Genomic DNA, 15,598 nt, shown 5'->3' with positions numbered 1-15,598 from the left:
GATATGATTTGGCTATGAGCACAGATAAAATCCAAAACAATTTTAGTTTGAGTTATTTTAATTTGATGACATCTTTATTGGCAGTCCTGAATTCCAATGAAGATGACGACACCAATCTGGTGTTGGCAAGGTACCTGCTGGAACATTTTCATGAATTAAAAAAACTGAGTATCTATGATGTGGCAGAGGAATGTTACGTTTCCCGCAGCAGTATTCAACGATTTGCCAAGCTAATCGGCTATGAGAGTTTTACTGCGATGAAGCAGAACGCACCGATAACCCGGCAGCACATGGATGCGTTTGTTCAGTACGCCTGTCATCCGGAATTTGATCAGTATCTTCGCCTGTCCATGGATGACATGATGCAGGATATGAATGAGATGTTTGCCTCTCAAAATCTGGAGGTTCTCGTCAAACGCATTCATGACAGTGAACAGGTCGTCATCCTGGCCGCAGATCTCTCAAGCTTTCCGGCAAGAGTACTGCAGCAGGGACTGGCTGCTATCGGCAAGCTGATTCGAATTGTTACCGACGCCTACCCCGATACAAATCTCCTTCGGAATCTTAAACCTGAGGATTTGGTCATTGTCACCTCCACTACCGGTAATTACGCTATCGCCACACTCACTGATCTGCAGAACGTTCACGCCCACAAAGTACTGATTACCCTCAACCATTCCGAAAAATTTGAATCCTGCTATGACAGTGTCATTTATCTCAGTCACAAATTCCATTCCAGTGACCGCATTACCGAGGGAATTCAAAATGTATATACCCGATACGGTGTCAGTTACTTTTTTGACCTGCTGTTTAATCTCTATATTGAGAAAGTTAACGATCTGCCCTCTTCCCATCCCCACTCTAGTTTGATAAAATAGAGCCAGAATAATAAAATATAAGAAAGAAGGTACTAATATTATGAAAGATCCGAATTGCGCATACTGTATGCAGGGAGAACTGGTTGCCAAATTTGGTTATCCGGTCTGCGAAATGGAAACAGGTTTTTTATATTTATTTAAGGAACAGAGCAAACGCGGCAGAGTCATTCTCGCGTACAAAGACCATGTCAGTGAGATGATCGATATCAGCGATGACGAGCGCAGCGCATTTTTTGCAGATGTTGCAAAGGTTTCCAGGGCGGTGCACAAGGTATTCCAGCCGGACAAGGTTAATTATGGCGCTTACGGCGATACCGGCTGCCATCTCCATATGCATATCGTTCCCAAGTATAATGGCGGGGATGAATGGGGCGGAACCTTTGCCATGAATCCGGACAAGGTCTACTTAACCGATGAGGAGTATGAAGATATGGCCGTTGCGATCCGCGCCGCATTATAATGATAAACGCAGAAAGAAAGTGTGAAATTCATGTTAGAAGATATCAGTAAGCAGGCGGCCGATGCCGCCGCGGAATTGTTGGAGGCAGCTCATCTGAAAGAACACGATCTTGTGGTGATCGGCTGCTCTTCCAGTGAAATTGCGGAATACCGCATCGGATCTCACTCCAGTGAAGAGATCGGCGAGGCTGTATTCACCGCTGTTTATCAGGTTATGTCGTCACACGGCATTGACGTGGCCGCCCAGTGCTGCGAACACTTAAACCGTGCCCTGATTCTGGAAGCGGAAGCTGCCGCACGCTATGGCTATGAACCGGTGAACGCAGTTCCCCAGTTAAAGGCCGGCGGTTCTTTTGCCACAGCCGCTTACCGGACGTTACGGCATCCGGTGGCAGTCGAACATATCCAGGCCGCAGCCGGCATTGATATCGGAGACACCCTGATTGGCATGCATTTAAAACCGGTGGCGGTTCCGGTGCGCATCACGACCAGGTACGTAGGTGCCGCCCGTGTCGTCTGCGCAAGAACCAGGCCTAAATTTATCGGCGGAGAGCGGGCGCATTACGATCCTGAACTCATGTGATACTATCCTTAGAGCGGGATGTACCTCCCCGAAGGCAGCATATACGACTGCAGGGCCGACCTTCCCGCCAAAAGAAAAAGGTCCCGCCACAATGTCTGAATAGTGGCGGAACCCTTTCTATATTTCTGTAAATCTGCGATGTCTCTTATCTTTGATTACTCTTCCATGGTTGCGTACATAAAGTACCAGTAACCGTATGGAGAATGCCATGTTCCCTTTAACTTCGGATTCTGCAGATAGAAGTCACTGGAATATACAAGCGGAGAAACTGCTGCGTCTTCCATAATCAGATTCTCAGCAGCATGAAGCTTCTCATAGTGCTCTGCCTTATCAGCCGTGGAACGAGCTTCTTCAAGCAGCTTGTCAACTTCCGGATTGGAATACTTTCCATCGTTGTTTCCGCTGGTGCTTGCAAGTAAGTTCAGCATATTGGACGGATCATCATAGTCATATACCCAGCCGCCGCGGCAGATTTCAAAATCACCGGCACGACGGGTTGGTGTAAAGGTAGACCACTCTACGATCTTGATATCCATGGTTATGCCAAGATCTTTCCAGGCGCTCTGTAAATATTCTGCAACCGGTTTATTATATCCGGCATCATTTGTCATATACTCAATAATCGGGAAGCCTTCTCCATTCGGATATCCAGCTTCGGCAAGCAGTTCTTTTGCCTTTTCCAGGTCAGCTTCATAATTATTTACATTGAAGAAGTCTCCGCCGTTGTTCTTACGTGTTACTTCTTCGAAGGAAGAACCAGCTTCTGCATCAGAGATGCCAGGGCCTACGAAGTTAGTTGCCGGGGCAACCGTGCCGATCATCAGCGTATTTGCTACATACTCACGGTCAACGGCAAGGCTCAGGGCCATACGCACTTTTGCATTATCAAACGGTGCCTTCTGTGTGTTAAAGATTGTATAAGAAGTTGCAAGACGAGGATCCAGATGGTAATCCGGACTATCCTGAAGGCTCGGAATCTCCTCCGTCGGAATATCCTTAATCATCTGCACTTCGCCAGTCTGGTAAGCGCTGTAAGCTGCGTTGGAATCTTCCATCAGAACGAACTTTAAGGAGTTTAAGGTAACTTTATCAGCGTTCCAGTAATTTTCGTTCTTTGCAAAAGTCATATGAGATCCTGGTACCCACTCGATCATCTTTAACGGTCCGTTAGAGATATAGGTCTCAGGAGCCAGAGCCCACTGATCGCCATTGGCATCTACGACATCCTTTTTCACAGGAGCCATACTTGCATGAGTGATGATTTTGTCAAAGTAAACACAAGGACTGGATAATTCTACTACCAGAGTCTTTGCGTCAGGTGCAGATACCCCAAGAGCATCAATATCACCTGCTGCGGCCTCATCATATCCCTTTACCATAGACAGCATGTCTGCCGCATACGGAGCCGCAGTCATCGGATCTGCCAGACGCTTCCAGGAATAAACGAAGTCTTCCGCCGTAAAATCAGAGCCGTCGCTCCACTTTAAGCCATCCCGAAGATGGAATGTATAAGTAAGTCCGTCATCGCTCACGTCAAAAGATTCAGCCTGTCCTGGAACAATATCATTGTTCTCGTCAAAGGTAAGAAGCGTCTCAAATGCATGCAGAATGACATTAGATGCATCAATTGCTGTGTTTAAAGCCGGATCTACCGTCTCCGGATCAGGTCCGATCTGAACAGCAAGATCAAGTCCGCCGGTGGTTGTTGTAGTTGTGGTCGATGCCTGATTACCTGTTGTTTCCTTTGCCCCATTGCCGGATCCGCCGCACGCGGTCAGAACCATACCGGAAGCCAGAACAGCAGCTAATACAAGTGCCATTTTTTTCATGTTACTTTCCCTCCATATCTTTTCTCTTTGTCTGTCTGTGGCAGACAGCGCAGTCTATAGCATATCATATATTTAAGTTTCTTGCAATCCGTAAAATTCTTTCATTTTTTGGAAGATTCATGGATGTATCAAAAAAGCAATCAAAAAACCGGGAAGCAGATTTGCTCTGCTTCCCGGCATCCTGATCCAATTAGCGGTATGCCGTCTGTACTGCTTTTAATAACACCTTCGGATCCTTTACGTATGGCGTAACCGGGCAGACTGCCTTATCCACATCCATCAATGTGTATACCGCGATTCTGGCCGCACGTACGGAATATTCTTCTGTAAATACCATATCATCCGGAATCTCCACAAACTGGCTGATCATGGCAAAGTTGGTTGATCCCTCCGGAACCACGTTCGGACGGTCTGTCATCTTACGGGGCTGGAACTGCGCATCTACGTAAGGCATCATGCATGGAATGACATTGACCACATCAGCCATAATTTCATCCAGATGATCTTCCATATGCAGATGATGAAGAAGTTCTGTCAGCATTTCCTCACCAGTACAATCCTTCATCGGTTTCTTCACATAATCGCCCACTTGATCCGTATACAGGCCGTATCCCCAGAAAATGGTCTCATCCATCGGCTGATTGATAAAATGCGGCTGCGCTGCGATAACGATACTCATCAGCCAGCTTGAATCCTTAAATGTCATCAGAGCTCCGCTTCCCGGTACGTTGCCTGTGAGATTCTCAATCATTTTTAACAGCTTATTTCCACGGCTCGTCACGGTAAAGCTCTCCCAGTTCGTCTCATGCACATCTCCAAAGAATGGTTCCGGATTCCCCAGTCCCGGTTTCTTCATTGTCACTTTACTCCAGAGTTCACCCGAAATCGGCTTTAATTCCGGTTCCGGAGCCGGTGTATGGAGATCGCCCAGAGTCGCGCTGTCCGTCATGCACGCATTGGTCATAATGCAGATATCTCCTTCCTGGAGTTCCACGGTCTTTTCCTCTCCGTTGTCATCCAGATGAAGAGTTTTTACAGTAATTCCATCTCCATCTGCAAAGTCAATATCCGTTACGGTACAGTTTTCAATAAAATGTACACCTTTGTTTCTCAAATACGTCTCCAGAGGTTTGATAACACTGTCATACTGATTTAACGGGGTTCTCGTTACGCCTTCCAGTGTCTCAATCCGGGAAAATTCCAGAATCATCCGGCGCATATAGCGGCGGAATTCAAACAGACTGCTCCATTTCTGGAATGCAAAGGTCGTCTGCCACATATACCAGAAATTCGTGGTAAAGAAATGCGGCATGTCCGCAAACCACTGCTCGATCGTCATATCATCCAGTTTATCCTCCGGTGTGTTCATCAGCTTCAGCAGAGCCATGCGCTCCTCCTGAGTAAATCCCATGCTCTTCACATCAAGGATATTGCCATCCTTATCGACCAGACGAGCCTTCGCATGCGTCGGGTGTGCATGATCAAAATTCAATATCTCCTCAGTCACGCTTCTGTCCGGGTTATTGAGTGATGGAATCGAACCAAATAACTCCCAGAAATTCTCATACGTTTCTTCATTTAACATTCTGCCGCCCCTGCAGACGAATCCGCCTTCCGGAGTGCCGATTCCGTCATTGCTGCCGCCGAGGATATGCATGCCTTCATAAATTGTGATCTGCTCTGCCGGAAACTTACAGTCACGGATTAAGTACGCCGCTCCTGCCATGCTTCCGAGACCGCCTCCAACAAAATAGGCGTTCTTTCCTTCGTAACTGCGGTTCTCCATAACCTGATCTGATACGTTCTCTACTTTCTCTTCCTGTCTCTTTTTTGAATTATCGTATGCCTTTTTTGCCGCTACACCGGCTGCCGCTGCCGCTGCGCCCCAGACAATCGCTTTTCCCAGTCCATTTTTCTTCTTCATATCCGTTTCCTTTCTTACCTCGTCAATCGGTTACTGTTTATAGCCTAATATTAGCATACTTCATCCGGCCTGTCACCATACATGAATTTTTTAATGTCAAAAAAAACGACACCGTGAATATGGTGTCGCAAAACCAGACATTTTCTCTATTTTGTCTATCGATAAATCAATTCTCATCTTCTACAATAGAGTCAGATTACAGCATAAAATTATAAATACTGATTACAGGATCAGATTAGTCAGGGGGGATTGTCATGTCTGCAACCATGCAGGAACATCTAAGGGAATCCGTGTTTAAAACGGCTCTCTTCCATTTTTTAAAAAACAGCAAAAAATCACCGGAACGGACGGCCCGTAATATCGAAGAACTTTTAAACAAGTTCCATCCTTCCCCGTGTGAATGTCGTATAAAATACGATGAACTGCTCCAGCTGATTAGGACTTCCTCTATGGAAGAGTGTATCAGCTATATCATGGATAAGGTTTCTTAAAGGAGGCCCTGGCTGCGGATATAACCGATTCGCTCTGTATCCTTGGCCAGGCTTCTTAAGTGCTCCGCCACAATTTCCGGCTTAATTCTCATTCCGCTCTGGGTCCAGGAAACGATGACTCCGCATATCCCATACGCATAAAATTCAGCATCGAACTCCCTTTCCACATCATTTAAATGATTTTTCTCATCCAATCTGGCAATTGCCTCTAAGAACAGCGCCTTGGCCATCTCGAACAAGTAGCTTTCAAATGTGTGTTCCTGTTCCTTCAGCGTGTTTACATAAAACGTCTTCTCTTTTTCCATAATCTGAAGCATCTCCAGGATCTTCTGATCCCAGTTATCGAAGGTAATATCCTCTGTGATCCTGGAAAAATTCTCATTATAATAGATCCAGCTGAGCAGCTCATATTTATCCTGAAAATGATAATAAAACGTCTGACGGTTTAATCCGCATACCGCGGTAATATCGGCAATTGATATCTTGTCAAACGGCTTTTCCCTGCATACCTGTTTCAACGCCGCGGCAATCGCTTTTTTTGTAATGAGTGAATCTGACATATTACCCCCTGTTGCGTGTAAAATAGTTGCTTAAATCTGCAAACTGTTTTAGCGTCAGCGCCTCCCCGCGAATCTGGGGAGTGACGCCCAGACTCTCGATAGCAGCCCCAATCTCCTCTTTGTCAAACGGAAGCTCAGGTGAATTATTCAGCCCGTTCTGCAGAGTTTTCCGCCTCTGGTTAAAAGACGCACGTATGAGCTTGAACATCAGCTTCGGATCATCCACCTCCACCGGCGGTTCCTTATGCCTTGTCAGCCTGATCACGGCAGATCCCACCCCCGGCCTAGGGATAAAGCAATTAGGCGGAACATTGGCCACGATATAGGCATCCGCATAATACTGTACTGCCAGGGACAGCGCCCCATAGTCTTTGGATCCCGGCCCTACCTGCATGCGCTCCGCCACCTCTTTCTGTACCATGACGGTAATATTATCTATGGGAACGCCGCCCTCAAAGAGCCCCATAATAATCGGTGTCGTAATATAATAAGGAAGATTGGCAACTACCTTAATCGGCCGGCCGTCATTGTAATCTTCTGTCAGTTTATTGATGTCAACCTTTAAAATATCATTGTTGATGACAGTAATATTCCCGTAATCCTTCAGTGTTTCCTCAAGGATTGGAATCAGATTCGTATCAATCTCCACCGCGATCACATGTCGTGCATGTTCCGCCAAATACTGCGTCATGGTCCCAATTCCCGGGCCAATCTCCAGCACACAGTCGTCCTCCGTCACACCAGCCGCTGCAATGATTTTCTCCAGCACATGGGTATCAATCAGGAAATTCTGTCCGAACTTCTTTTGAAATGCAAATTCATATTTCTGTATGATCTCAATCGTCTTTTGGGGGTTTCCCAGTGTCGCCATTCGCGCCCTCCATCAAAGCCTGTACATTGTTTTCGCGTTTCTGTTTGTTATCTCTATTACCTCGTCCTCCGATATCCCCTTTATACGGGCCACTTCCTCCACCACATACGGAAGATTCAAAGATGAGTTGCGTTTGCCACGGTTTGGAACGGGTGAAAGATAAGGGCAGTCTGTCTCTAAAACCATCTGTTCCATCGGCATGTACTCCACAACCGCTTTCAGCTTTTTGGCATTTTTGAAGGTCACGACTCCGCCGATTCCGAGATAAAATCCCATATTTAAGTATTCCCGCGCCATCTCTTTCGTATAAGAAAAGCAGTGAATCACTCCGCCGATCTTCTCTGCATGAAGTGCCTTCATCATATCCAGTGTGTCTTTTGCAGCATCACGGCTGTGAATCACAACCGGAAGCTTTACTTCCCGGGCCAGCTCCAGCTGACGCTCAAACCATTTTTTCTGAATGTCGTGCCCCGGTTCATCCCAGTAATAATCGAGCCCGATTTCACCCACGGCCACGATCTTAGGAAGAGCGCACATCTCTTTCAGCCAGGCAATGCCGTCCTCGTCCAGTTCTCCCGCCTCATTGGGATGGACGCCTATGGCGCCATAGACAAATGGATACTGCTCTGTCAGTCCGATCGTTCTGCGTGAAGCGGCAAGGCTGGACCCAATATTCGTAACCGCCTCCACTCCGTGTGTCTGCATGGAATTCAGGAGTTCCTCACGGTCCTCATCAAATTGCTCATCGTCATAATGAGCGTGTGTATCAAATATCATCATTCTCTTACCTCATATCTCAGAATCCTGTTACGTCCGCGCGAACCGGATCAGGCCCGTCACCTGACAACCAGGAGCTGAATCAGATATAAAACCATTAAATGAACCGGATAGAACCAATAAAAGAAATACTTTAGATTCATCCGTCCTCTTGTACCATTATACATGCTGATTGGAATAAATGCCAGTGCCGCAGCCCCAAAAGCGATGATACTTTCTATCGCTGCCATTAATCCTCCCGCAAGCATCTGATAATATTTATTATTGTGAAATTCATACAGAATAACAATCATCACAATACCGCTGATATCATAATCGCATCTCAGCAGATACGCCGCTGCGCATCCTGCCGCTGCCACAAGCATCTTCTTAACCACATCATACTCACAGCGCCGATAGCCGGCCAGTACCACAAGTCCGATAAACAGTGTAATATAGACATTCTGATATCCCGGATAAAACCAGGTATTAAAAAATATCAGATCAAACGGAACCTCTGAGATCAAACTGAACAGAAGCAGGCGGCTTCCATACTTTTTCACATCACGTGTGTGGAGAAAGCCCTCCACTAAAAGGAAACAGAAGATTGGAAAGGCCACCCGTCCGATTATGCGCAGGCTCCTGTCCAGGTAATACAGGCGGTTAAACATTTCATTTCCATCCATGGCTCCCATATTCATACTCAGATATGGTTCCACGACTCCCGCTCCAATGTGATCAATGAGCATGGTGATTATCGCAATCATCTTCAGCGTATTTCCCGATATTCCTCCTGACCGTTGGTTGGCTCCATATTTGGGCAGCGTCTGCTCCATCCGTTCTCCTTTCAAGATCCGGGACCGGATTCCCGGAATTTAGTACAGCGTATCGGAGATTCCTGAGCTCAGAGTTCCCGATATTCACATGGAGATGCGTCTGCAAATCAGTGGCATCGTGAATCCTGCGGCCAGATTTGCAGGTACAGTCCTGGTGTGAACAGCGGGTGCTCTATATGCATAAGAACCTGCAATACGCTGTACTAACCCCTATTATCTACTCTATTAACAGATTTCTGCTCCCGCAGGCATCGATTTCTCCGGTACCATAAGGGATAAATTGCCTTCCGCATCCTCAGCGCACAGAAGCATGCCTTCAGACAAGACTCCCGCCAGCTTTACAGGCTTTAAGTTTACAACCACCATAACCTTCTTGCCCACCATCTCTTCCGGAGAATAGTGTGCCTTGATTCCGCTTACGATCTGCTTTACCTGACTTCCGATACGAACCTGGGAACAGAGCAGCTTTTTAGACTTCGCCACTGCCTCGCAGGCAATGATTTCGCCTACCTGGAACTGAAGCTTAGCAAAATCATCATAGGAAATCTCCGTCTTTGCCTCAATATCAATAACCTCCGGTGCGTCCACTTCCGCCTCTTCACCGGCACCTTCCTGTGCTGTTCCGGCAGCCGAAGCAGCCTGCATGGCTTCTACTTTCTCCATTACCTCTTTCATGTCCATGCGGGCAAAAAGGATCTCCGGCTTATCCGTCACATGGTTTCCGGATGGGTAAAGCCCAAACTGATCCATCTGCTCCAGACTGCGCTTCTCTGTGTGAAGCTGCTCCAGAATCTTTGCAGAAGTATCCGGCATGAAGGATTCCAGCAGGGAAGCGCCAATGGTAATCGCTTCTGTCAGGTTATAGAGCACGGTCTCCAACCGGCCCTTTTTCGCCTCGTCCTTTGCCAGAACCCATGGCGTCGTCTCATCAATATATTTATTGCTTCTTCTGAATATGTTGAAAATCTCGGTAATGGCATCGGCCACGCGAAGCTTCTCCATCTTCTCACGGGTCTTTTTCACTTCGTCCAGTACGACTGCCTTCAAATCGTCGTCCACCTCTTCCGTGTCTCCCGCATTGGCAACCACCCCGCCAAAATACTTGTTGGACATGGAAATCGTACGGTTTACCAGATTTCCAAGGATGTTGGCCAGGTCAGAGTTCATACGCTCCACCATTAACTCCCATGAGATCACGCCGTCGTTATCAAACGGCATCTCATGGAGAACAAAATACCTCACGGCATCCACGCCGAAAAAGTCTACCAGAGTATCCGCATAGAGAACATTTCCCTTGGATTTACTCATCTTGCCGTCACCCTGAAGCAGCCACGGATGGCCAAATACCTGCTTGGGAAGCGGCAGATCAAGGGCCATTAAGAAAATCGGCCAGTAAATGGTGTGGAAGCGGATGATATCCTTTCCTATCAGATGAAGGTCTGCAGGCCAGAGCTTAGCAAACTGTGACGTACTGTCTCCATCACAGTCGTATCCAATTCCCGTGATATAGTTGGTCAGCGCGTCAAGCCATACATAAGTTACGTGCTTCGGATCAAAGGTAACCGGAATACCCCAGCTAAATGTTGTTCTGGACACACAAAGGTCCTGAAGACCCGGAAGAAGGAAATTATTCATCATCTCATTCTTCCTGGAAACCGGCTGGATAAACTCCGGATGTTCATTAATATGGTTAATCAGGCGATCTGCATATTTGCTCATACGGAAGAAATACGCCTCTTCCTTCGCAGGCTTAACCTCACGGCCGCAGTCCGGACATTTGCCGTCAACCAGCTGAGACTCTGTAAAAAAGGATTCGCAGGGAGTACAGTAAAGCCCCTCATAATAGCCTTTGTAAATGTCGCCCTGATCGTACAGTTTCTTAAATATCTTCTGCACCTGAGCCTCATGGTCCTTATCTGTGGTACGTATAAATTTGTCATAGGACGTGTTCATCAGATCCCAGATCGTCTTAATCTGCCCCGCGGCCTGATCCACGAATTCCTGTGGTGTTACGCCTGCTGCCGCGGCCTTTTCTTCTATTTTCTGGCCGTGTTCGTCTGTTCCTGTCTGGAAAAATACATCATACCCTTCCGCTCTCTTAAAACGGGCAATCGCATCTGCCAGCACTGCCTCATACGTATTGCCGATGTGGGGTTTTCCCGACGCATAGGCGATGGCAGTAGTAATATAATACGGTTCTTTCTTACAATCTTTACACATTGTTTTTTCCCTCCTGTACATCTTATCACAAACTACATGCAATCCTAAAAAATAAACGGTCCTGCCTGAAAGACTTTTTTGAATCGCGGGGGACACTTCCCTATTACACAAAAAACCGCCTATAAATATCCTTTCAGGACACTTAAAGACGGAATAGTTCCCGTGTTACCACTTTAATTTGTCCGTACCTCGCGACACGGACCTCATCGGCTGCGCTCCCATCCAAAACGGGATTACAGTCTGACACGATAACGGGTGTAACCGTCAAAGCTTAAAGGCGGTAACCGCCACTTCGGCTCTGCTGCTCCAAGACCATGTTGGGAAGGACCTCAAGCTCCCTTTTCAGCTTCCGGGAGTCTCTGCACTTGAAGCACTCTTCTTACTCTTCTTTTCTCTGCATTCCTATATAAACTGGATTTGTAACTCTTAGTGTAATAGTTTCCATCCGGTTTGTCAAGCAGGAAACTGGCCGGAACTTCCGGCGTGACTGAAAAATACGTTGTTTTTGGCCAAAGTTCCACTCATGAGTTCTCTTTTTCTCCATATAATTATAATAGTGAATATTGGAGGAACAACTATGACAAACAAACACGTAAAACTGGCCCGCCGTCTGCTGGCCCTTCTTCTCTCAGCCTCCATGCTGACGGCCTGCGCAGGACCAAAGACGCCTGCACCGGCGGAACCGTCTTCCGCCCAGTACGAACAGTACCAGGCGGATCATGTGAGCGTCCAGAATCATTTTGACGCTCTTACTCAGACCATTTTTAAAGAGGAACTCAGTAATTCGGGCCTGGATCTTCATTACACACTGGCCGATCCCACCTCACGCGGCATCACGGAAATCCCTGATACCTTTGGGGAATTCTCCCTGGGAAGCATGAAGAAAAACTATAATGAGATGCGGGATTTAAAGAAAGCACTCGGGTCCATCGATATAAAGAAACTGACGAAGGAACAAAAACTTACCTATAAAATTCTCTCCTCCTATCTGGAGACGGAATTATCCTCGGAAGGGATGGAGCTCTATGCACAGCCATTAACCAGTACCATCGGCATTCAGGCGCAGCTGCCTGTCCTGTTGGCAGAATATGCATTTTACAGCAAAAAAGACGTGGATCACTATCTGGCCCTTCTGTCCACCATCGATACATACTATGAACAGATTCTGGAATTTGAAAAAGAAAAATCAGAAGCAGGGCTTTTTATGTGTGACACAGCCGCCGACCATGTACTTCAGTCATGCGAAGCGTATCTCATTCAGCCGGATCACAGTTTTCTGGCAGAGACCTTTAACGAACGCGTTGATGCACTTACTGACGCATCACCGGAAGAAAAAGCGGCCTATAAAGAACAAAACCTGGCTGTATTAAAAGATCATTTTATCCCTGCGTATAAAAACCTGATTGACGGAATCACCGCACTGATGGGTACCGGAACGAATGAAAAAGGCTTAAGTGAATTCCCGCAGGGAAAAGAATATTTTGAATATCTGGTGAAATCCAACACTGCCACCTCCTATGACACGGTTTTAAAGCTGCAGAAAGCCATTGAGAAACAGTTAAATTCCGATTTAAAGGCATTGGGGGAAATCGTTCAGACACATCCTGAACTGGTTGACGCCCTGGATACCTATACCTTTCAGTACACTAAGCCCGATGAAATTTTAAAATCATTGAACGGGCAGATCTCCAAAGATTTCCCTGCCCTTCCTGAGTGCAGTTATAAGGTCAAATATGTTCCCAAGGCGCTGGAAGGTACCTTAAGTCCTGCTTTTTACCTTGTTCCTCCGCTGGACCGCTATCAGGATAATGTCATATACATCAATGGCGGCACCAGATTTCAAAATGAAGATCTGTTCCCCACACTGGCTCATGAGGGATACCCCGGACATTTATACCAGAACGTCTACTTTACCAGCCATAATACCTGTGATCTTCGGAGAATTCTCTCCTTCTCCAGTTATTCAGAGGGCTGGGCTACCTATGTAGAGTATTATTCCTACACTCTGGATAACGGGCTCGATCCCAGCATGGGGCAGCTTTTAGCCCGCAATTCCGCCATCTCTCTTGGTCTGTATGCTTTGCTCGATATCTGTATCAATTACGATGGCTGGGACAAAGGACAGGTAAAAGATTATCTCAGCAAATTTTATAATATCGGTGACAGTGATGTGGCAGATACTATCTATTACAGTCTGGTAGAGAATCCTACCAACTATATGGAGTATTACGTAGGCTATCTGGAAATTATGGAAATGCGAAATACTGCTGAAAAGATTTTAAAGGATCAGTTTGATCTAAAAGCGTTTCATACCTTCCTTCTCGATATAGGCCCGGCTCAGTTCAGTATTATACAGCCATATTTCCGGCTGTGGCTGGCGGAACAGATGGATTAGCAGGAGAATTTGCAGGAGAATTAACAGAAGAATCATCGTTGAAACCGTAAGACTCTTTACATACAATAAAGGTGCCGTTTAACCACCCGGAATCAGCGGTTAAACGGCACCTTTATTTATCTTCCATCTTACATCTTCTTATAATCCCTGTTGTATTCCAGATAATCATTATCTCCGTGTTCGATATGTCCGCTGGAATAATTCTTTCCGTTCACAAGCAGTTTCAGCTTGTCCAGTTCAAAATTCTCTGTAAATGTATTTCCAATGGCCGTCAGCATCAGCATCTCCCCTGATGTTCCGCTACTCGGTACTTTCGACAGATCGAGGGTACCAACACCGTCTTTTGTGTCAAAATTAAGGACCTCAGTCCCTTCTTCTAAAACACCATATTCAATCAGCTTATCGACAAGCGACTGAGCTGTCAGTTCATCTACCGCGTCCATTGCCTGATTTAAACCGGTCGCATCTTCATTGGAACTGTATACAGATATGATCTCCATCGGTTCTACGTTCGGGTCCGGTACTTTATCGCTGGCCCCGCCGGTCGATGCCTCAACCATAGGCTCTGTTGCTGATTCTGACTGTTTTACAGGAGTTGGTGTACATGCCGCCAAAGATAATACCAGCATCGCTCCTACAAAACACATGATGAATTTTTTCATGATTAATTATAGCCTCCTTCTAGTTCTCCTCAAGGCTCCGGAACCAGGTATTCAACTTGGTCAGAGCTTTAATCAAAGCTTCTACCTCATCTCCGCTCAGCTGACCGATGACGCCATCGATCATATCCTTATGGAATCTGGCATGATGCTCGTAAGCAGCCCTTCCTTTTTCTGAAAGGAATATATAGACAACGCGGCGGTCCTCTTTTCCTCTCTGACGAGTCACATAGCCCTTCTTTACCAGACTGTTCATCGCAATCGTCAGTGTCCCGACTGTCACAGAAAGCTCTTTTGCTATAGTTGACATATTCTTCGGTTCTTCGATCCCAATGGCTTCTATGACATGCATATCATTATTCGTCAAGTCATTAAACTCAGATGTAATAATGGCCTGTTGTTCTATGTCCATAATATCGCGAAACAATCTTACCAATACTTCGTTAAGAGTCCCGTAAGTATCCACGTCAATCCCTTTCCTACGTTCCTGCCAATAAAAGCTTCCTCATGATTATACATGATAATGAATCCTAAGGCAACCACCTGAATTCTTATGAAATTCTTAAAAAACTGTTTAAATACTGGTTTTTATGCCAAAAAACGGCTCAAAACAATGCTGGCCGCCACTCCCGCTGCGGTAGCCGCCAATGCGCCTCCCATTGTATACCTGGTTTTCTTGATTTTAACAGTACCGAAATAGATACTGAGGCAGTAAAACACAGTCTCCGTACAGCTCATTAAAATAGATGTCAGCATGCCGACATAAGAATCTGTACCGTATTCCTTAAAGATATCAAGCACAAGTCCGGTTGCCGCCGAGTTCGACACAAGGCGGACCAGGATCACAGGCACCACCGGTGCTGGAAGGCAAAGCCAGCTTGCCGGATTCTTCAAAAGTTCTCCCAGGAAATCCAGAAAACCTGAAGCGCGAAGCACCCCCACCGCAGTCATCAATCCGATCAACGTCGGCATAATTCCGGCAACCGTCTTCATCCCATCTTTGGCGCCATTTATAAAATCATCAAAGACCGGACGTTTAGAAAGAATTCCAAATCCTACAATATAAAAAATAATCAGCGGAACCATTGCCTCCGATAAGAATAAAATAAAGCTCATTGAAACTCCTCAAATCTATCT

Annotated in this window: 15 protein-coding genes and 1 other annotated feature; of the genes, 5 read left to right on the top strand and 10 right to left on the bottom strand. The window is 46.3% G+C overall.

The annotated features are described in order from the left end of the window. Positions 1-65: 65 nt before the first annotated feature. The 3 genes from NE473_RS18470 to NE473_RS18460 are packed head-to-tail and all read left to right on the top strand — an operon-like array spanning position 66 to position 1,920. Positions 66-878 (top strand): MurR/RpiR family transcriptional regulator, encoded by an 813-nt coding sequence (locus NE473_RS18470; RefSeq protein WP_055650682.1) that lies wholly within the window; start codon positions 66-68, stop codon positions 876-878. Positions 879-918: 40 nt separating this feature from the next. Beyond that, complete coding sequence (locus NE473_RS18465) at positions 919-1,338, top strand: HIT family protein (protein WP_055650681.1); 420 nt, start codon at positions 919-921, stop codon at positions 1,336-1,338. Positions 1,339-1,368: 30 nt separating this feature from the next. After that, positions 1,369-1,920, top strand: coding sequence for a TIGR01440 family protein (locus NE473_RS18460; protein ID WP_055650680.1), 552 nt, complete (start codon positions 1,369-1,371; stop codon positions 1,918-1,920). 155 nt (positions 1,921-2,075) lie between these two features. On the opposite strand, the gene NE473_RS18455 is transcribed toward NE473_RS18460, so the two are convergent. Together NE473_RS18455 and NE473_RS18450 are read right to left on the bottom strand one after the other, a co-directional pair. Beyond that, positions 2,076-3,749 carry a peptide ABC transporter substrate-binding protein gene (locus tag NE473_RS18455; protein ID WP_055650679.1) on the bottom strand — a complete coding sequence of 558 codons (1,674 nt, stop codon included), beginning with the start codon at positions 3,747-3,749 and terminating at the stop codon, positions 2,076-2,078. Positions 3,750-3,939: 190 nt separating this feature from the next. Further along, positions 3,940-5,673, bottom strand: a complete 1,734-nt coding sequence (locus NE473_RS18450; protein WP_055650678.1) for an oleate hydratase — start codon at positions 5,671-5,673, stop codon at positions 3,940-3,942. A gap of 254 nt (positions 5,674-5,927) precedes the next feature. Here NE473_RS18450 and NE473_RS18445 point away from each other — a divergent pair, with 254 nt between their 5' ends. After that, positions 5,928-6,164, top strand: coding sequence for a hypothetical protein (locus tag NE473_RS18445; RefSeq protein WP_055650677.1), 237 nt, complete (start codon positions 5,928-5,930; stop codon positions 6,162-6,164). Here the strand turns inward: NE473_RS18445 and dhaS are convergent. The 5 genes from dhaS to metG form a co-directional block, all read right to left on the bottom strand. Continuing rightward, positions 6,161-6,724 carry a dihydroxyacetone kinase transcriptional activator DhaS gene (gene dhaS / locus NE473_RS18440; RefSeq protein ID WP_022031665.1) on the bottom strand — a complete coding sequence of 188 codons (564 nt, stop codon included), beginning with the start codon at positions 6,722-6,724 and terminating at the stop codon, positions 6,161-6,163. The two genes, NE473_RS18445 and dhaS, sit on opposite strands and share 4 nt — an antisense overlap. 1 nt (position 6,725) lies before the next feature. Then, on the bottom strand, positions 6,726-7,595 hold the full coding sequence (gene rsmA / locus NE473_RS18435; RefSeq protein WP_022031666.1) for a 16S rRNA (adenine(1518)-N(6)/adenine(1519)-N(6))-dimethyltransferase RsmA: 870 nt from the start codon (positions 7,593-7,595) through the stop codon (positions 6,726-6,728). 12 nt (positions 7,596-7,607) lie between these two features. Further along, the gene (locus NE473_RS18430; protein ID WP_055650699.1) at positions 7,608-8,372 is read right to left on the bottom strand and encodes a TatD family hydrolase; all 765 of its coding nucleotides are present in this window, start codon (positions 8,370-8,372) and stop codon (positions 7,608-7,610) included. A gap of 59 nt (positions 8,373-8,431) precedes the next feature. Beyond that, entirely contained in the window at positions 8,432-9,187 is a 756-nt protein-coding gene (locus NE473_RS18425) for a TraX family protein (protein WP_055650676.1), read from the bottom strand. Between the two features lie 225 nt (positions 9,188-9,412). Continuing rightward, the gene (gene metG, locus NE473_RS18420) at positions 9,413-11,428 is read right to left on the bottom strand and encodes a methionine--tRNA ligase (RefSeq protein WP_081034914.1); all 2,016 of its coding nucleotides are present in this window, start codon (positions 11,426-11,428) and stop codon (positions 9,413-9,415) included. A 120-nt stretch (positions 11,429-11,548) separates the two neighbouring features. Then, positions 11,549-11,811 (bottom strand) — a binding site (T-box leader). 173 nt (positions 11,812-11,984) lie between these two features. Between metG and NE473_RS18415 the strand changes: the two genes are divergently transcribed. Further along, positions 11,985-13,802, top strand: a complete 1,818-nt coding sequence (locus tag NE473_RS18415) for a DUF885 domain-containing protein (RefSeq protein WP_055650673.1) — start codon at positions 11,985-11,987, stop codon at positions 13,800-13,802. 128 nt (positions 13,803-13,930) lie between these two features. Here NE473_RS18415 and NE473_RS18410 read toward each other — a convergent pair whose 3' ends face one another. The 3 genes from NE473_RS18410 to NE473_RS18400 form a co-directional block, all read right to left on the bottom strand. Further along, a complete protein-coding gene (locus NE473_RS18410; RefSeq protein ID WP_022031727.1) occupies positions 13,931-14,464 on the bottom strand; it encodes a GerMN domain-containing protein in 534 nt (177 codons plus the stop codon). A gap of 19 nt (positions 14,465-14,483) precedes the next feature. Continuing rightward, entirely contained in the window at positions 14,484-14,927 is a 444-nt protein-coding gene (locus tag NE473_RS18405) for a MarR family winged helix-turn-helix transcriptional regulator (RefSeq protein ID WP_022031726.1), read from the bottom strand. Between the two features lie 122 nt (positions 14,928-15,049). Then, complete coding sequence (locus NE473_RS18400) at positions 15,050-15,577, bottom strand: nucleoside recognition domain-containing protein (protein ID WP_022031725.1); 528 nt, start codon at positions 15,575-15,577, stop codon at positions 15,050-15,052. Between the last annotated feature and the right edge of the window lie 21 nt (positions 15,578-15,598).

The organism is Hungatella sp. SL.1.14 (genome assembly GCF_024460495.1).
Lineage (GTDB): Bacteria > Bacillota > Clostridia > Lachnospirales > Lachnospiraceae > Hungatella > Hungatella hathewayi.
Note: the sequence above shows the minus strand (reverse complement) of the source record. Positions and strands in the feature narration are given on the sequence as shown.